The 17,013-nt window shown below is 43.7% G+C and carries 17 protein-coding genes and 2 pseudogenes; 12 read left to right on the forward strand and 7 right to left on the reverse strand.

What is annotated here, in order from left to right:
• Positions 1 to 364: 364 nt before the first annotated feature.
• Positions 365 to 889, reverse strand: a complete 525-nt coding sequence (locus V7K41_RS31985) for a pentapeptide repeat-containing protein (RefSeq protein ID WP_334854522.1) — start codon at positions 887 to 889, stop codon at positions 365 to 367.
• Positions 890 to 1,070: 181 nt separating this feature from the next.
• Between V7K41_RS31985 and V7K41_RS31990 the strand changes: the two genes are divergently transcribed.
• The 4 genes and pseudogenes from V7K41_RS31990 to V7K41_RS32005 form a co-directional block, all read left to right on the forward strand.
• Entirely contained in the window at positions 1,071 to 1,616 is a 546-nt protein-coding gene (locus tag V7K41_RS31990) for a shikimate kinase (protein WP_334854523.1), read from the forward strand.
• 20 nt (positions 1,617 to 1,636) lie between these two features.
• Positions 1,637 to 1,996 (forward strand): annotated as a pseudogene (locus tag V7K41_RS31995) (XisH family protein).
• Between the two features lie 44 nt (positions 1,997 to 2,040).
• Positions 2,041 to 2,427, forward strand: a complete 387-nt coding sequence (locus V7K41_RS32000; RefSeq protein ID WP_334854524.1) for a XisI protein — start codon at positions 2,041 to 2,043, stop codon at positions 2,425 to 2,427.
• Positions 2,424 to 2,513, forward strand: a pseudogene (locus V7K41_RS32005) (element excision factor XisI family protein); the annotation flags it as partial. The gene V7K41_RS32000 and the pseudogene V7K41_RS32005, both read left to right, overlap by 4 nt.
• Before the next feature lie 157 nt (positions 2,514 to 2,670).
• On the opposite strand, the gene V7K41_RS32010 reads toward V7K41_RS32005, so the two are convergent.
• Positions 2,671 to 3,273 carry a Uma2 family endonuclease gene (locus V7K41_RS32010; protein WP_334854525.1) on the reverse strand — a complete coding sequence of 201 codons (603 nt, stop codon included), beginning with the start codon at positions 3,271 to 3,273 and terminating at the stop codon, positions 2,671 to 2,673.
• Between the two features lie 363 nt (positions 3,274 to 3,636).
• Positions 3,637 to 4,047, reverse strand: coding sequence for a pentapeptide repeat-containing protein (locus V7K41_RS32015; RefSeq protein WP_334854526.1), 411 nt, complete (start codon positions 4,045 to 4,047; stop codon positions 3,637 to 3,639).
• A 123-nt stretch (positions 4,048 to 4,170) separates the two neighbouring features.
• On the opposite strand from V7K41_RS32015, the gene argB reads away from it, so the two are divergent.
• Positions 4,171 to 5,067, forward strand: coding sequence for an acetylglutamate kinase (argB, locus tag V7K41_RS32020; RefSeq protein WP_334854527.1), 897 nt, complete (start codon positions 4,171 to 4,173; stop codon positions 5,065 to 5,067).
• 71 nt (positions 5,068 to 5,138) lie between these two features.
• Here the strand turns inward: argB and V7K41_RS32025 are convergent, their stop codons facing one another.
• Complete coding sequence (locus V7K41_RS32025; RefSeq protein ID WP_334854528.1) at positions 5,139 to 5,588, reverse strand: hypothetical protein; 450 nt, start codon at positions 5,586 to 5,588, stop codon at positions 5,139 to 5,141.
• 170 nt (positions 5,589 to 5,758) lie between these two features.
• Here V7K41_RS32025 and V7K41_RS32030 point away from each other — a divergent pair, with 170 nt between their 5' ends.
• Complete coding sequence (locus V7K41_RS32030; protein WP_334854529.1) at positions 5,759 to 6,301, forward strand: tetratricopeptide repeat protein; 543 nt, start codon at positions 5,759 to 5,761, stop codon at positions 6,299 to 6,301.
• A gap of 184 nt (positions 6,302 to 6,485) precedes the next feature.
• Positions 6,486 to 7,388, forward strand: coding sequence for a DUF3153 domain-containing protein (locus tag V7K41_RS32035; protein ID WP_334854530.1), 903 nt, complete (start codon positions 6,486 to 6,488; stop codon positions 7,386 to 7,388).
• Positions 7,389 to 7,557: 169 nt separating this feature from the next.
• Here the strand turns inward: V7K41_RS32035 and V7K41_RS32040 are convergent, their stop codons facing one another.
• Positions 7,558 to 7,932, reverse strand: coding sequence for a winged helix-turn-helix transcriptional regulator (locus tag V7K41_RS32040; RefSeq protein WP_334854531.1), 375 nt, complete (start codon positions 7,930 to 7,932; stop codon positions 7,558 to 7,560).
• A gap of 149 nt (positions 7,933 to 8,081) precedes the next feature.
• Here V7K41_RS32040 and V7K41_RS32045 point away from each other — a divergent pair, with 149 nt between their 5' ends.
• Entirely contained in the window at positions 8,082 to 8,699 is a 618-nt protein-coding gene (locus tag V7K41_RS32045; RefSeq protein ID WP_334854532.1) for an FMN-dependent NADH-azoreductase, read from the forward strand.
• A gap of 332 nt (positions 8,700 to 9,031) precedes the next feature.
• Here V7K41_RS32045 and pdxH read toward each other — a convergent pair whose 3' ends face one another.
• On the reverse strand, positions 9,032 to 9,676 hold the full coding sequence (gene pdxH / locus V7K41_RS32050) for a pyridoxamine 5'-phosphate oxidase (RefSeq protein ID WP_334854533.1): 645 nt from the start codon (positions 9,674 to 9,676) through the stop codon (positions 9,032 to 9,034).
• 127 nt (positions 9,677 to 9,803) lie between these two features.
• Here pdxH and V7K41_RS32055 point away from each other — a divergent pair, with 127 nt between their 5' ends.
• The 4 genes from V7K41_RS32055 to V7K41_RS32070 all read left to right on the forward strand — a co-directional run bounded on the left by V7K41_RS32055 (position 9,804) and on the right by V7K41_RS32070 (position 14,667).
• Positions 9,804 to 10,889, forward strand: a complete 1,086-nt coding sequence (locus V7K41_RS32055; protein ID WP_334854534.1) for an AI-2E family transporter — start codon at positions 9,804 to 9,806, stop codon at positions 10,887 to 10,889.
• Between the two features lie 801 nt (positions 10,890 to 11,690).
• Positions 11,691 to 11,921, forward strand: coding sequence for a hypothetical protein (locus V7K41_RS32060; protein WP_334854535.1), 231 nt, complete (start codon positions 11,691 to 11,693; stop codon positions 11,919 to 11,921).
• A gap of 332 nt (positions 11,922 to 12,253) precedes the next feature.
• Positions 12,254 to 13,084, forward strand: a complete 831-nt coding sequence (locus tag V7K41_RS32065; protein ID WP_334854536.1) for a ScpA family protein — start codon at positions 12,254 to 12,256, stop codon at positions 13,082 to 13,084.
• 413 nt (positions 13,085 to 13,497) lie between these two features.
• On the forward strand, positions 13,498 to 14,667 hold the full coding sequence (locus V7K41_RS32070) for an NDP-sugar synthase (RefSeq protein WP_334854537.1): 1,170 nt from the start codon (positions 13,498 to 13,500) through the stop codon (positions 14,665 to 14,667).
• Positions 14,668 to 14,801: 134 nt separating this feature from the next.
• Here V7K41_RS32070 and speA read toward each other — a convergent pair whose 3' ends face one another.
• Positions 14,802 to 16,820 (reverse strand): biosynthetic arginine decarboxylase, encoded by a 2,019-nt coding sequence (speA, locus tag V7K41_RS32075; protein WP_334854538.1) that lies wholly within the window; start codon positions 16,818 to 16,820, stop codon positions 14,802 to 14,804.
• Positions 16,821 to 17,013: the final 193 nt, after the last annotated feature.

Raw genomic sequence — 17,013 nt, forward strand, 5'->3', positions numbered from 1 at the left:
GCACGCCCAGATTTAACTGAGAGGTGCGGGAGATAATACTCCCCATCGACTCAAACACCTTGAGCGTCTTATATTTAATTGCGCCTAGCTACTTACTGTTAGAGTTTATCTTTGTAATGGATTATGTAAAAACATAGAAGAAATACTGAGTAACTAAGCTGGATACTCAGCCAAGATAAAAACTGGAGTTACGTGACTCAGTTAACTAGTAAAATTTCGGTATAAAAAAGTTTAATTACAAGGGTAGCCAGAAATCACTGTACAAAAAACTAATAGAGGACAAGAGATTATTTGCGCCTTTAATTTGTTTTGATTGGATACCAGTTATATAATGTTGGTTGAGGAAGGATAACCAAGCTCCGAGCTAAAAATCTCCGAAAAAAGGGCCGCTTTTGATAGTGCCATCAGGCATAGTGGTATTGTAAACAAAATTACCATAACTCCAAATAATGTTTGGAGCAATGTAAGCATTTCGGAAATTAGTTTTAATCAAAATAGCGAACTCGAAACTATCGATATTAGCTCCACAGAAGATAGCCTTAGTAGCATTCATCTGAGCCAAGTTGGTTCCCCTCAAATCAGCTTCAGTCAAATCACACCAACTCAAGTTAGCGGAATACAAATTAGCATCCCTGACAATAGCACATTTCAACCAAGCGCCTTCCAAGGAAACACCAAACAAATCGGCTCCAGTCAAATCGGCTCTACACAAATCCGCTTGTCTCAAATAGGCTCCGCGTAAGTTGATATCTCTCAAAATAGCGCCTTCGAGGTTAATCGAACTGTCGAGGGGAACACCCTCGGATTGAATCAACTCAATCCCAGCAAAGTTTCGCTCCCCATCAGCATACCGAGCCAACAACTCCTCAGCAGTAATTTCCCAAGCCATGATTTAATACTAATTCTCTAAAATCTAGCAACAGATACAGCATCAAGTATCTGCCTGCGCGTAACAAAGCAACTGATGCAATCAAAGCCAATCAACCCAAACTTAAACTCAGAAATTTAAAGTAGAGTAAAAAGTTAGGATTTAAAAGTTAAGAAAATTCATAATTGGAGCGAAGCAACTGGTGAGCAGTTTATTACAAGGAGTCAACCTGTACTTAATTGGTATTATGGGCGTTGGTAAGACGACAGTAGGGCGCTTACTAGCAAAAGAACTGGGTTATGGGTTTGTCGATACCGACGATCTCATTGCTCGAGCAACAGGTAAATCTATCAATCAGTTATTTGCACAAGTTGGTGAAGCCGGGTTTCGTCAGTTAGAAAGCGACGTACTTTCACAAGTTTGTGCTTTTACAAAGTTGACTATAGCAACTGGTGGCGGCATTGTGCTACGGCGAGAAAATTGGGGTTACTTGCACCACGGTTTGATAGTGTGGCTAGATACGCCAGTGGAGATAATTTACAGCCGTTTAGCTGAGGATACCACAAGACCGCTGCTGCAAGATGCCGATCCTAAAGGTAAGTTGCGATCGCTCCTCGAACAACGAACATCACTTTACTCTCAAGCCGATTTACACATCACCGAGCGAGAGGGAGATACGCCTGAAGACGTTTCCCAGCGAGTACTTGAGGCAATTCCTAGTGTGCTGAAAAAACCTGTTTCTCATTAATGGGGAAGATTAAGCTAACTGTGTCTGCAAAAGATATTTTTCATGAATCAGTTAAAAAAGCTTTGCAAAAAGAACAATGGATAATTACGAGCGATCCATTAAAATTTAAATTTGGGGAAGTCAACTTCCAAATTGATTTAGGCGCAGATAAAATAATTGCCGCAGAAAAAGGAAATGAAAAAATAGCAATTGAAATCAAAAGCTTTTTAAACCCCTCGGCAATTACAGATTTTTACTCTACTTTGGGAGAATTCCTTAGTTACCGTCTAGCATTAGCAGGATATGAACCAGAGTGAGTATTATACTTAGCAGTTCCATTGGATACGTACCAAACATTTTTTCAACTAGAGTTTACTCAAACTGCGCTCAAACAGTATTAGGTACTATTAATTGTTTACAATCCAGTAGATGAGGTGATTGTACAGTGGATAAACTAACAAAATATCAAGAGTGTGTTAAAACATTGTTGACGAACTATGCCAGTGATGATGTCTCGGATAATGATATCGAAGTCCAACTCATTTTAGACACAGAACGCAATCATTATCAATGCATGAATGTCGGTTGGCAAGGATTTAATCGTATTTATCCATGCGTGATGCATTTTGATATTAAAGATGGCAAAATCTGGCTGCAACAGAATTTAACCGATCGCAATCCAGCAGAGGAATTAGTAGACCTCTTGCAAAAATCCTTGAATCACCCCTCCCCAACCCTCCCCGATGTGTTGGGGAGGGGGCAAAATTTCAAGTTTCCCCCCTTTATAAGGGGGGATAAAGGGGGGTCTATTCGACTTATGCAAGAGGTCTAGTGATGATGGGAGTACCACAAGAGGATATTGTCTTGGGTTTGCAAGCTCCATACAAGCGTCAATATACAGATTATGGCGTAGCGTAATGCGATCGCTCCTCGAACAACGAACACCACTTTACTCTCAAGCCGATTTGCACATCACCTAGCAAGAGAGAGATATACCTGAAAACTTTGCCCAGCGAATACTTGAAGCAATTTCTAACGTTCTCAAAACACAAGTTTCTCGTTAAGAAGACTCAAGTTACCAAATTTTGCCCATCCGCAGGATAAACCCTGGTAATTCTGGATTGCCACTAACTGCTTCGGGATTATCCAAAATTTCAACTTCTCGATTCGGACGGTAAATGTAGACTTTTCGATTCTGCCGATCAATTAACCAGCCTAGTGATGCACCATTATCGATGTACTCCTGCATTTTGTCTTGTAATTTGATCAAGCGGTCGCTAGAGGAGCGTAACTCAATCACAAAGCTGGGACAAATTGGTGCAAATGAGGCTTTTTGTGCATCTGTTAAGGCGTTCCAACGCTCCAGTTCAATCCAAGAAGCATCAGGGGAACGCATAGCGCCATTGGGTAGTGTAAAACCTGCACTGGAGTCAAAGCCTATCCCAGTGCTATCTTGTTCAGTCCAATTCCCCAGCTGTGCAGCAATGTTAAAGTTACGGTTGCCCGTATCTGAAAAAGCTGGTGGCATAATGATGACTTCCCCATTAGCAGTTCGCTCAATTCGCAAATCTCCATTAGCTTGACAAAATTCGTAGAACTGCTCATTTGTCATCTGCACAAGGGAGGGAAAATTTACCGTTAGGGGTGTGCTTTCAGTTTGAATTAGCAGCGTGGTCATTTTCATTCCCTAGCTTCAACCGAATGATTTCAATTCTAGAGGTTTGAAGGAGCGATCGCCTGCTTATTGTGTCGGGTAATGTGGGAGGGAATAGTGATTTATTTAGTAACAGTTATTCCGAACACTACCATCAGGTATAATAAAGCAAGTAAAAAAACAACTAAGAAATAAATTTTGTTACTTAGCTAAAAAGCAGTATTGATGAGGCTTTCAGTAGCTAATGCAGTATATCTTAATTGGTCAGTCGCGGCTGGAGGAGAACTATCGGCTTGGTGGCAGAAACGGAGAAATTCTCATCCTTCTTCCCAATAGGGTTCAGTACAAATATTACCATAGGGCATAATAGTATTGTGGTAGAAAGCCTCAGGAACGTGACCAAAGGAACCAATAGTTCCTCGGAGGTTGGCATTTATCAAAGTTAGCACCAGCTACGGAAGTTTCAGCAACTCTAGCACCCTCTAGATTGGCACCACTCAAGTTAGCTCCATCTAAGAAGGCATAACTCAGATTAGCGCCCTCAAGATTGGCATCACTTAGGTTAACTCCCAACAATTTAGCACCAGTCAAGTTAGCTCCAGCCAAGTTGATACTGTTCAAATTAGGATCATCCAAGCAAATATCAACAAACTCTTTTTCTCCAGCTGCAATGCGTTTGAGCAATTCTTCAGTACTTATATTGGGGCTGAAGAATCTGTTGAGGAATTCAATATCTCCAGTATTAAAACGTCGGTTCAGTTCTCTTTTTTCTTGCGATCTTCTTGTATCTTCGTCCATCACTCAGAAATTGTATTCATTCAATTCCAGTACAAACATACTTGATGGCGGCAGAGATTGTGAAGAGTTACAAAGTCTTCTACACTGACTGAAATAGGTTTTAACTCTCAACGGCGGCTCCTCATGACGGTCAACGATTCTGAATACATCAGGCAAGCTGAAGCCACTCGTGTGCGTGTACTCAGCGAAGCACTACCTTATATTCAACAATTCGCCGGTCGCACTGTTGTTGTCAAATATGGTGGCGCAGCGATGAAAGATAGCACACTCAAAGACAAGGTTATCCGCGACATTGTATTCTTATCCTGCGTCGGCTTGCGTCCAATTGTAGTACACGGTGGTGGCCCGGAAATTAACAGTTGGTTAGATAAGCTGGGCATCGAACCACAATTTAAGAATGGTCTGCGAGTCACTGATGCCGCCACAATGGATGTGGTGGAAATGGTTTTAGTTGGTCGAGTTAATAAAGAAATTGTCTCCTTGATTAACCAAGCTGGTGGATTGGCTGTAGGACTTTGCGGTAAAGACGGTAATCTATTTACAGCCCGTTCCCAAGGTCAAGAAGGTATTGGCTTTGTGGGGGAAGTCAGCAATGTGAATATCAAGATTTTGGAAACCCTCGCTAGCAATGGCTATATTCCGGTAGTATCCAGCGTCGCCGCAGACGAGACAGGGCAAGCTTATAACATTAACGCCGATACCGTAGCCGGGGAAATCGCTGCTGCATTAGGAGCAGAAAAGTTAATTTTATTGACCGACACCAGTGGAATTTTAAAAGATTACAAAGACCAATCTACTTTGATTCCGAAAGTAGATATTCGTGAAGCCCGCGAACTGATTGCCGATGGTATAGTTAGCGGTGGGATGATTCCTAAAGTGAATTGTTGTGTGCGATCGCTTGCTCAAGGAGTCCGTGCAGCACACATTATTGATGGTCGCATTCCTCACGCCCTGTTACTAGAAATCTTTACTGATGTTGGGATTGGGACGATGATTCTCGGTTCGCAGTTTACTTCGTAAGAGTTAGGAGTACAGACGCGATTAATCGCGTCTGTACAGGAATTATCCTAGTCTGCTCCCTACTCCTCACTTTACCGAGGATAGGTAATAATAACCCGCGATCGCCCGCCGCTAAATGGTGTACGACGCCATGAATTATTGATAATTACCGGATTAACCAGGGTTGAATCTCGAATTGTTGGATTGATCGGAGTGAAATTTCTCACGTTCTGCCTGAACTGGGGATAGGAATAATCGCGGTAATGATTGCGTTGTGGCATCAGTCCCGTTGTTGGGTCTACAGGCATAGGCGTGGGAATCGGACTACCATAAATAAAGGAACCCACAGAAGGCGATTGCCTGACTCCATAACCACCATCATTCATAAACGAGCGCTGGGCGGAATGCGATCGTCTGACTCCATAACCACTATCAATCACGAACGCGCGCTGGGCGGAAGCTGGAGCAATGCTTATACCCATCACTGCTAAAGTCATACCTGCTAAGAGCCAATTCAGTTGCGAATGCTTGATTTTCAACATAATTTTGCTCACCTGCATTTGATACCGGAATTTTTAATCAGAGAATAGTCGCAGCTACTTACTTAAAATTTTAGAAGTTTATCTGCATTCAGATTGCCACCTTCTGAAAAGATTCCAAAAAGATTGCTGGCATTGGCAAAATGAAAACAGTGGTAATTTTTGTATAAGACGTGAGTACAGAAAGTTTAGAAATTGCTAAAACCCGCTACCAGACTGGGAAAGTTGCCTTTGAGAATGGGCAATACCGTGAAGCCGTAGAAAATTTAGAAAAGGCTAGCGCTCTGTTAGCTCGTAATTCTCGCCTTGGGGGCGAAGTAGAAATTTATCTGGTGACAGCTTATGAAGCAGCTGGACGCACGGATGATGCGATCGCTCTTTGCGAAAGACTCAAACGCCATGCCCATTTTGAAATCAGCAAACAAGCGCGGCGGATGCTTTATATCTTAAAAGCACCAAAACTGAAAAGACCCAGCGAATGGATGACTGAAATCCCCGATTTGGCAGCATTAGCCGATAATGAACTCAAAATTTCTGTACCTGCTAAGTCTACTAAATCTTCTGGGGAGCAAAAGCTTAAACCTGCCGAGCCAGAATTCGTTGACCTCAGTCAGGTCAATACCAGAGATAATCGCTTTATCTGGGTAGCGCTAATTGCCATTGGTTTAACCATCTCGTACTTGGTTTGGTTGAATTTTTCAGGAACTCCTGGCTGATAACAATTTTGGATTGGGGACTAGGGATTGGGAAGATTTGAATGAAGATTCAGACCCAGACTAAATCTTACTCATATTTTCTTACCCAGTCCCAAAGCGATCGAAATGGTATTCCAGGAATCTCAAACAATACTAAGAAGTCAAGATTGGTTAAAAAGTTTGACTTTTGGGGAGATTTATAGTTATGAATTCTTCAATTTTCGGAAAGATTTTCTTGTGGTTAATCAGACCATTTAGTTTTGTGTTGGCAAATATGAAATTGCTCTCACCACTGAATGGTCGAAATCGAATGAACCGAGTCTTTCCCATGCGAAATCCTATTCTGTGGCTAGTGCTGTTAACATCTCTGCTACTGACTGGCTGTGTAAAGTACGATGTGGGGCTTAATTTTGACAACTCAAATAGTGGCGAATTAGTACAGCATATTAAGTTGGGAGAACGGCTAACCAGTTTTAGTGGCGATTCGGTGTACGAATGGTTAAGAAGCATAGAACGTCGCGCCCGTCAACTTGAAGGTAAAGTACAGCGAGTTTCCCAAGAAGAAATCATCGTCACAATTCCTTTTAGCAATGGTAGGGAATTGCAAGAGAAGTTCAACGAATTCTTTAACTCCCGTGCGAATCAACCCTCTGAGTCTGTAGAGAGCCAATCTGACTCAGAACTGCCGAAAATTGAATCAAACGTCCTCTTGGAGGAGAATAATTTTTTACTTTTAGTCCGAAATCGGTTGATTTATGATTTGGATTTGCGATCGCTCTCTCTAATCGCCAGCAAAGGTAATGTACTAGCTAATGCTGGTTCAATTCTCGATTTGGAATTTAGCTTGAAGACTCCTTGGGGAGCCAAAAATATTCAACTAACTGAAACTGCAATTGAGCCAGAAAAAAATGGCAATCAATTAGTGTGGAAACTCCAGCCTGGTGAGCTAAACCACATAGAAGCTGTTTTCTGGCTTCCTAGTCCCCTTGGTATCGGTGGGTTGTTAATTATCCTGTTCGTCTCAGGAGGATTGTACTTGAGATACAATTTCATGCCAGATCCCAGAATTCAGTTTCCTCCCAAAACAGCAGCGATCCAGGAACAATAGACTATTTATCTTACGACTTACGCACAAGTTACGGAATAACGAACCGCAGAGGCACAGAGAAGCCAGTGCGTTGGGCGGGTTCCCCGACTTGTAGCAACTGGCGCGGCACGGAGAAATCAGAGTTTGAGAGATATTTTGCGTAAGTCCTATATCTGTTGAATATTGTCAGTTAAGCCGATGGAGAATGCATCGGCTTTTTTACTTCACCTTCAGACTCATGTTCGCTGCCATACCAGCGTTCAGCAAGTGCATTAAGTTGATGAAGGATTTCAATGAGTTCCTGGCCGTGTTCTGTAAGACCGTAAGTAACTTGAGGTGGGATAGTTGGTTCATACTGGCGATAAATAATTTCTGCTGCCTCAAGCATCCTCAGTCTTTCTGTCAGCACTTTGGTTGATATGCCTTCTACTTGGCGCTTCAATGCACCAAAGCGAGTAGGCCCGCGATTACACAACACCCATAGTATGTACATTGTCCAGGGCCCCGTTAATAAGGACATCAAAATACTTATTGGGCAAGCATCAGGATTTGTAGAAGCAGACATCGATAAGTTAGCCAAAATTATCCACTAGTTACTTTATAGTTACTACTTTACTTTAGTAACTAGTTACTTTTAGTATGTGATGTAATGCTTTAAAATATAGGCTCAAAAAAAGTAAAAGCAGTAAATCCTAGTTAATCAGGAGATATTTGGTGGTAAATATTCTACATATTGATTCCAGCCCTCGTGGTGAGCGATCGCACTCCAGAGAATTATCTAAGGAATTCGTCAGTGGTTGGAGGGCAGCACATCCTGAAGATGCGATCGCTTATCGAGATTTAGGGCATCACCCAGTTCCTCACGTTGATGAACCTTGGATTGCGGCAGCATTTTCACCACCAGAAACCCATACTCCAGAGTTAACTGAGGCAATTAGGATTTCTAACGAACTGGTTGATGAGTTTTTGGCAGCCGATCGCTACGTCTTTGGAGTGCCAATGTATAACTTCAATATACCTTCCACTTTTAAGGCTTACATCGACCAAATCGTTCGTATTAACCGGACTGTTGCAATAAAAGCTCAAGGTTTTAAAGGGTTAGTCGAAGATAAAAAGGCAGTTATCATTACAGCTCGTGGTGGTGACTTTAGCGCGACCTCCCCAGCCGTTGCTTATGACTTTCAAGAACCCTACCTGCGGACAATTTTCGGCTTTATTGGGCTTACAGACATTCAATTTATTAACGCTAATAGCCTGAATGAAGGTGATGCCCGTACCCAATCTCTATCAGAAGCACGGGCAGCAATTCAAGATGCGATCGCCCAGTGGTAAGTAGGTCGGCGTAAATAATTATTGTTGGGATAAGGCAGGGGGCAGGGGGCAGGGGGCAGGGAGCAGGGGGCAGGGGGCAGGGGGCAGGGAGCAGGGGGCAGGGGGCAGGGGGCAGGGGGCAGGGGGCAGGGGGCAGGGAGCAGGGAGCAGGGAGCAGGGGGCAGGGGGAGTTTAAGCTTTATTTACTTTTCTTCACACAGTTTGGTTTTATTGCACTGACTTACTTAAGAGGGGCATTGAGAAGAGACAAGGTAGACAAGGAAGAGGGGGCAGATAAGGGAGAGACTTGTTCAATAATTCCTCTTTGTCCCCCCTGCTCCCTTGCCTTTTCTTCAGGGTGACAACCGCTCAATATTCCAAGTGCTATTATCTAAACGGCTATAGAGTAAGCGATCGTGCAGACGGCTAGGGCGTCCTTGCCAAAACTCAATTTCTGTGGGGATCACTCGTAAGCCTCCCCAATGAGGCGGTCGAAGAATCTCCTGATTTTCGTATTTGCTTTGGAACTCCTGCAAACGTCGCTCCAAGACTTCTCGGCTTTCTATCACCTCGCTTTGATTAGATACCCACGCACCCAGGCGACTATTGGTAGGGCGACTGTGAAAATACTGGTCAGACTCAGTTTCGGAAACTTTCTCCACATACCCCGAAATTCGGACTTGACGTTCCAGTTCTGCCCACCAAAAGACTAAAGCCGCCTGGGGGTTTTCTGCTAATTCTTGTCCTTTATGACTGTTGTAGTTGGTAAAGAAGGTAAAGCCCCGTTGATCAAAATCCTTAAGCAGCACCATTCTGGCTGAAGGCTTACCGTCTGGTGTGGCTGTGGCAATAGTCATGGCATTGGGTTCAGGGAGTTGTGCTGCTAGTGCCCGATCGAACCATTTTTGAAATTGGATAAAAGGATTGAGTTCTACTTCGAGTTCGCTTAAACCTTCCAAGGTGTAGTTCTTGCGAAGGTCAGCTACAGTTTTGTCCATTGTGATTTGTTTCCTTGCTATTAGATAGGTTTATATATATCTTTGTCAAAAATATCTATGATGATAATCAGTGCCATTAAGAATTTTACAAATTCTTTCAAGGAATATCTAAAATAGGTTGCGTTAGATGCGCCGTTCAGCCTCCCTTCAACGCTTGTTAATTTATGGTCTGAGCGGTCCGATTATCGCTCTCAATGTTTGGTTGCTGTCTGTGCTTTTTCGCTACTTCCAGCATCCCATTACCGTCTTGAGCATTGCGGCAATTCTGGCTTTTCTGCTAAATTACCCGGTTAAGTTCTTTGAACGTGCTCAGATCACCCGCACTCAGGCGGTGATTATAGTTTTACTTGCAACATTAACCCTGTTTGGAATTCTGGGTGTCACCCTAGTACCGTTGATCGTTGACCAAACAATCCAACTTTTAAATAAGATTCCTGATTGGTTAGGCGCTAGTCAAGCAAACCTAGAGCAGTTTGAGATGTTGGCAAAGCAACGACGTTTGCCAATCGATCTGAGGGTTGTGAGCAGTCAAATCAATGCCAACATTCAGAGTCTGGTACAACAGCTAGCTTCTGGTGCAGTGGGATTTGCTGGAACACTGCTTTCGGGATTACTTGACTTAGTGTTAGTGATTGTGCTTGCATTTTATATGCTTTTATATGGCGATCGCGTCTGGTATGGTCTAGTCAATCTTTTGCCCTCTAACATTGCAGAACCCCTCACTGCATCCTTGCGCCTAAATTTCCAGAACTTCTTCCTCAGCCAGTTGTTACTAGGACTGTTCATGGTGCTAACCCTAACACCAATTTTCTTAGTGATAAAGGTGCCTTTTGCCCTGTTGTTTGCCATATTAATTGGTATCTCAGAACTCATTCCCTTTATCGGGGCGTCTCTGGGTATTGGTCTGGTGACGATTTTAGTGCTGCTGCAAAATTGGTGGTTGGCAGTTCAAGTTGCGATCGCGGCAATTCTCATGCAACAGCTTAAAGATAACTTGTTAGCTCCCAGATTACTCGGCAATTTTATCGGACTGAATCCTATCTGGATTTTTGTGTCTATTTTAATGGGATTTGAGATTGCTGGTTTATTAGGGACACTTGTTGCTGTTCCGATTGCTGGTACTATTAAGGGCACTTTCGATGCTATTAAGAGCGGCAAGCCGAGTGATTTTGTCTCAACTGTAACTATTGCCCATAACCCGCCCCCTGATTAATGTGAGTTCGACAGACCTCTCCCTCCCAGCCTCCCTCTTTTAAAAGGCGTTCGCGAGTGCGTCTCCGTAAGGAGAGGGAGGAGTAATGAGAAAATAGGGTTTTTGCTCCCCTCTCCTTGTAGGAGAGGGGCTGGGGGAGAGGTCAAAATAGCACTCGTCGAACTCACGTCAGATTAAGGTGGCAGAGGGGCAGGGGAGCAGGGGAAGTTAAACCAATTCGCAATTCGCAATACTCGCCAAAGGCGAGAAGCAAGCTACGCAATTCGCAATGACGCTCTCTAGGAACGCGAGTGCGTGTCGCAGACAGACGTTAAAAGCGTAGCTTGCAACTCTTACAGAGTACGCGGACTCGCTATCTCTACAAAGAGAGCAATTACGTTTTGTAACGGGGATTTTAATTAGGTATTCAATTCGTGCTGCCATTCTTAGTACAGTTCACCATAAAAAAGGTTCGGAATTCGATTCTCTCAGGACTTACGCACTCAGATCCCCCAACCCCCTTAAAAAGGGGGCTTTAGAAGTTCTCCCCTTTTTAAGGGGAGCCAGCGCGGTCTTCTCCCAAAGGGAGAGGCTAGCGCCAAGGGGTCTCCCCAAGTGGAGCGACTGGCGTGGGCTAGGGGGGATCTAGGTTTCAGGCTTCAGTGCGTAAGTCCTATCTCTGTAGGTTGGGTTGAGGAACGAAACCCAACATTCTTGCTTTTGTTGGGTAACGCTTAAGCTCAACCCAACAAAGAGTTAGTATTTTCAACCCTGTATTAATGGTGACGTGTACTTAGGTAGGGGAATTAAACTGAACATACTTTGTTAAAACTTGAACGTTCACCCTCAGAAGCTCAACGTTCACCCTCAGAAGCTCAACGTTCACCTTCAGAAGCTCAACGTTCACCCTCAGAAGCTCAACGTTCACCCTCAGAAGCTCAACGTTCACCCTCAGAAGCTCAACGTTCACCCTCAGAAGCTCAACGTTCACCCTCAGAAGCTCAATGTTCACCCTCAGAAGCTCAACGTTCACCTTCAGAAGCTCAACTTTGAGCCATTGAGGCTGAACTTTCAAATTCTAACTCCCAATGCCCAAGACTTCGGCTATGCCCTTACTTCGACGCCGCTCAGTACAAGTTGGCTACGCTCAGGACAAGCTCAGTACAAGTGCCCAATGCCCAATACCCAACTCAAAAGTTGCACAATCTAATCTCACAATTCACAATGGTGATCGATCGCAAATTTTAGAGGATACTGCCAGCAGGCAATTTATGAAAAAAAGAAGCGCAAGCGAATGTGTAAAGTATACACTTTGCCAATAGTCAATTAGTTTAGTGTTGAATTTACAGTCTTTTGATTTTCATTAATTAACTTAGAACCTGTTGATGGAAGCTTCCGAGCTCTTAGAAACAATCACATTTTTGATTTACCAAGCCGAACAGGGTGAAATTGATCCTTGGGATGTCCAAGTGATTGAGGTGATGGACCGCTATTTAGAACTGATGGCACCGGGGGCAATAACAAGAGGCTATGAAGCGGACTTGTCTCAATCTGGACAGGCATTTTTATCAGCATCAATGCTGGTATTATTCAAGGCAAATACGTTGATGCAATTGTCAACAGTAGGAGATGCACAAGATGGTGTAGAGGATGATGCCCTATTGGAAGGTGAAGACGGTATATCGCCTCAGGGTCATCGTCTACCCTTGGAACGGCAATTACGTCGTCGCCCAGCGGCAATGCCGCCACCAAAGCGCCGGGTAACTCTGCAAGAGTTAATTGAGCAATTGCAGATTATGGCTAACCAACTCAAACTGGTAGAAAAAGTCAGCAAACCTATCCGTCCCAGGCGTCAACCTAGCGTCCAAAGTATGCGGGAGGCGCTGGAGTTAGCCCATCAGGAAAATCTGACTGAAGTCGCTGGGGAACTGGAACAGGTGTTGAAATTGTCGACAAGAGAGGTAAGTTTAGAACAAAATTGGTTGAATTTAGAACAACTTGTAGAATTGTGGACTAAGACAAAGCTTCTCAACCAAAATGGGTCTGGACATGAGTCTAAACACAGTAACCTAGTTAGCGTTTTCTGGGCACTACTATTACTCTCGGCTCAATCGAAAGTAGAGCTATTTCAAGAGGACTTTTATCATGAAATTAAAATTCGCTTAATTAGAGATTCAGCTAATATCGGCAAACCTTTTGAGCATCCGATGAATTAAGAAAGTCAAAAGTAGTCGTAGTTCTACAGATAATTTCTCTAAGAATTTCGCTCTGCCACAGGTAACAGCGCCCTAAATTTATGTATAGAAAGACAAAACAAATTAAATCTAGAGTGCAGGCATCAAGATTTAAGGCTTCCTGGTTAGAAAAATAGGAATTTATTTATGAGGTTTTCCTCCTGCCTCCAGCATAGCTGCTTCCTACATTGTCATAGATTTTTGATTCAGCCACAAAATCCGGGTAAATTGAAAAGATAAGCGATCGCTTGTCATCTAAGTATATCAATGGTTGTAATAACCACTAAATTCCTGTTATCCCTATTCTGGGGGATGACTTAGAGCAGAAATAAAAACTGATGATTAAGTATCACTCGATGAAAGTAAACTGGCTTGTGGTTGAGGAATAAATTTTTATGAAAGCGATGATTCTCGCGGCTGGCAAGGGTACTCGCGTGCGTCCAATTACGTACACTATGCCCAAGCCGATGATGCCCATCCTGCAAAAACCAGTGATGGAGTTTTTGCTAGAACTGTTACGCCATCATGGATTTGACCAGATTCTAGTCAATGTTAGTCATTTGGCTGAGGAAATAGAAAACTATTTCCGTGATGGTCAGCGGTTTGGGGTGCAGATTGCCTATTCCTTTGAAGGAAAAATTGATGACGACGGTAAACTGGTGGGCGAAGCGATAGGTTCTGCTGGAGGGATGCGGCGCATCCAAGACTTCTCACCGTTTTTTGATGATACCTTTGTAGTTTTATGTGGTGATGCTTTAATTGACTTGGATTTAACTGCGGCGGTTAAATGGCATAGAGAAAAAGGGTCGATCGCTACCATTATCACTAAATCTGTCCCCAAGGAAGAAGTTTCTAGCTATGGTGTGGTTGTGACTGACGAAGAGGGTCGTGTCAAAGCTTTCCAAGAAAAACCTGCAACTGAAGAAGCCCTCAGCACCAACATCAACACAGGTATTTACATCTTTGAGCCAGAGGTTTTTAACTATATTCCCTCTGATGTGGAATATGACATTGGTAGCCAATTGTTTCCCAAATTGGTAGAAATCAAAGCCCCTTTTTACGCCATTCCTATGGACTTTGAATGGGTAGATATTGGTAAAGTCCCAGACTATTGGCGGGCGATTCGCGGTGTGCTGCTGGGTGAAATCAAAAATGTGCAAATCCCTGGTCATGAAGTTGCCCCTGGCATCTACACTGGCTTAAATGTTGCCGTAAATTGGGACAAAGTGGATATCACAGGCCCCGTTTACATTGGCGGGATGACGAGAATCGAAGACGGAGCTAAAATTGTCGGTCCAGCGATGATTGGCCCCAATTGTTGGATATGTAGTGGTGCAACAGTGGAAAACAGCGTGATTTTTGAATGGTCGCGCTTAGGCCCTGGAGTCCGGTTAGTCGATAAACTGGTATTTGGACGTTATTGCGTAGATAAAACTGGCGCTACGATCGATGTTCAAGCGGCTGCTTTAGACTGGCTGATTACCGATGCTCGTCAGACACTGCCATCACATACCCCTGTTGAACGACAAGCAATAGAGGAATTGTTGGGGACAAATACAAATTAGGGAATGGGGACTGGGTATTAGGGACTGGGTATTGGGTGGGAAAAAACTTTCCTATCTAGTCCTTATTCTTTACTCGCTCTTAGTCCCAAGTCCCCAGTCCCCAGTCCCCAGTCCCCAGTCCCCAGTCCCCAATCCTAACTATTTAAATACGTGTATCTTCTAAGACTTTGCTCGTAGGTTTGCAGTAATCGTTGAGATTCTGCTAGGGTAATGCGATTTTCTTCTAATGCTTTCTCACAGCGCTGGCGAATGTTTTCCACCATATCTTCGGAGTCATACTGAACGTAGCTTACTACTTCGCTCATGGTGTCACCTTTGACAACGTGTTCAATTTGGTAGCCTTTGGGCGTTAATTGGATGTGAACGGCGTTGGTGTCACCAAACAGGTTGTGTAAATTGCCCATGATTTCTTGGTAAGCTCCATTCAAAAACATCCCCAAATAATAGGGTTCTCCGGGCTTGTAGGTGTGTAGTTCTAAAACCGATTTAACATCACGTAGGTCTATAAAGCGGTCGATTTTACCATCACTGTCGCAAGTGAGGTCTGCTAAAATTCCTCGCCGCGTTGGTTCTTCAACCAAACGATGGATTGGCATGATCGGGAATAGCTGGTCAATCGCCCAGCAATCTGGTGCTGATTGGAACACTGACATATTGACGTAGTAGATGGAAGCCATAATTTTTTCTAAGTCTTCCAGTTCATCTGGTACGTATTCTTGCTGTCTAGTAATGTTAAGAATTTTTTGACAACAAGCCCAGTAGAGCCGTTCCGCTTTGGCTCGTTCTCTGAGGCGTAAAATTCCTAAGTTAAACCGACTGATGGCTTCTTCTTTGAATTGTGCAGCGTCGTGGTATAACTCTTGGTAATTTTCTTGGTTGATGGATTGAAAGCTTTCCCAAAGATAATTAATAATTGGGGATTCTCCCTCTTGTGGAGGTTCTGGTGGATTCAGGGGGACATCACTGGTACTGAGAACGTCGAAAATCAGCACCGACTGATGAGAAGCGATCGCTCGTCCACTTTCACTAATCAGTGTTGGTACGGTAATCTGTCGCTCTGCACAGGTATCTTTTAACTCTGCCACGATGTCGTTGGCATAGTTCTGCATGTTGTAATTTTTCGATGCATAGAAGTTGGTTTGGGAGCCATCATAATCTACGCCTAAGCCGCCACCAACATCAAGGTATTTCATATCTGCTCCCAGCATTGCCAATTCTACATAAATGCGGCTGGCTTCTTGGATAGCATCTTTAATCACATTAATGGCAGAGATTTGTGAGCCGATGTGGAAGTGCATCAACTGCAAAGAATCGAGCAGGTTTGCTTCGCGTAATTTGTCAACCGCCTCGATTACTTCAGGCATTGTCAAACCAAATTTAGCGCGATCGCCACTAGAGGTTCCCCAACGTCCCATACCTTGGGTACTGAGTTTAGCACGAACACCTAATATTGGTTTAATACCTAACTGGCGATTGGCATCGATTACCAAATCAACTTCTTCAATCTGTTCTAAGACGATGATTGGTGTTTGCCCTAGTCTTTGGGCTAACATTGCTGTTTCGATGTATTCTCGGTCTTTGTAGCCGTTGCAAACTAACAATGCTCCTGGTGTATCCAACACAGCTAGAGCAATCATTAATTCTGGCTTGGAACCGGCTTCTAAACCAAATTGATGGGGCTTGCCAAATTTCACTAAATCCTCAATCAAATGCCGCTCTTGGTTGCATTTGACGGGAAACACACCACGGTAGACGCCAGGGTAATTATAGCGGGCGATCGCTTTGGCAAAACAAGCGTTCAACCGCTCAATCCGGTCTTCCAAAATATCGGAAAAGCGAATCAACATGGGAAGTCCCAAGTTGCGCTGCTTCATGGCGTTGACCAATTCAAACAAGTCAAGAGATCCCCCGCGATCGCCCTTGGGTGCAACAGTAATGTGTCCAGCAGCGCTAATGGAAAAATAAGGTTGTCCCCATCCTTCAATGCGGTACAAGGCTTCGCTATCCTCAATTTTCCAGGAGCGAGGTAAATCTTCTGTGGTAGGACTAGGTGGTAAAAGTTTTTTGTGCTTATGATTTTTCACTTCAGATTTTTGTCCATTGGACGGTACTTGTACCACCTCGTCAGATGTAGCAGTTGAATCAACACCCATTTCTTCCTGACCTCTGTTTTTCACCCACGAGTTAACAATTTAGCGCATTCATCTAAGAACGGATATGCACCCAAGGATAATTTCTGAGATAAACTCTGATTGGTCATTGGTCATTGGTCATTGGTCATTGGTCATTGGTCATTGGTCATTGGTCATTGGTCATTGGTCATTGGTCATTGGTCATTGGTCATTG

Origin of the sequence: Nostoc sp. (genome assembly GCF_036917415.1) — a bacterium.
In the GTDB taxonomy this organism is placed as follows: domain Bacteria; phylum Cyanobacteriota; class Cyanobacteriia; order Cyanobacteriales; family Nostocaceae; genus Nostoc.

Excerpts from the sequence above, each read along its gene's own strand:
- speA (WP_334854538.1), bottom strand. The coding sequence starts at position 16,820 with ATGGGTGTTGATTCAACTGCTACATCTGACGAGGTGGTACAAGTACCG.
- V7K41_RS32025 (WP_334854528.1), bottom strand. The coding sequence starts at position 5,588 with ATGTTGAAAATCAAGCATTCGCAACTGAATTGGCTCTTAGCAGGTATG.
- argB (WP_334854527.1), top strand. The coding sequence starts at position 4,171 with ATGACGGTCAACGATTCTGAATACATCAGGCAAGCTGAAGCCACTCGT.
- V7K41_RS31985 (WP_334854522.1), bottom strand. The coding sequence starts at position 889 with ATGGCTTGGGAAATTACTGCTGAGGAGTTGTTGGCTCGGTATGCTGAT.
- V7K41_RS32040 (WP_334854531.1), bottom strand. The coding sequence starts at position 7,932 with ATGTCTGCTTCTACAAATCCTGATGCTTGCCCAATAAGTATTTTGATG.
- V7K41_RS32015 (WP_334854526.1), bottom strand. The coding sequence starts at position 4,047 with ATGGACGAAGATACAAGAAGATCGCAAGAAAAAAGAGAACTGAACCGA.
- V7K41_RS32070 (WP_334854537.1), top strand. The coding sequence starts at position 13,498 with ATGAAAGCGATGATTCTCGCGGCTGGCAAGGGTACTCGCGTGCGTCCA.
- V7K41_RS32055 (WP_334854534.1), top strand. The coding sequence starts at position 9,804 with ATGCGCCGTTCAGCCTCCCTTCAACGCTTGTTAATTTATGGTCTGAGC.
- pdxH (WP_334854533.1), bottom strand. The coding sequence starts at position 9,676 with ATGGACAAAACTGTAGCTGACCTTCGCAAGAACTACACCTTGGAAGGT.
- V7K41_RS32010 (WP_334854525.1), bottom strand. The coding sequence starts at position 3,273 with ATGACCACGCTGCTAATTCAAACTGAAAGCACACCCCTAACGGTAAAT.
- V7K41_RS32035 (WP_334854530.1), top strand. The coding sequence starts at position 6,486 with ATGAATTCTTCAATTTTCGGAAAGATTTTCTTGTGGTTAATCAGACCA.
- V7K41_RS32065 (WP_334854536.1), top strand. The coding sequence starts at position 12,254 with ATGGAAGCTTCCGAGCTCTTAGAAACAATCACATTTTTGATTTACCAA.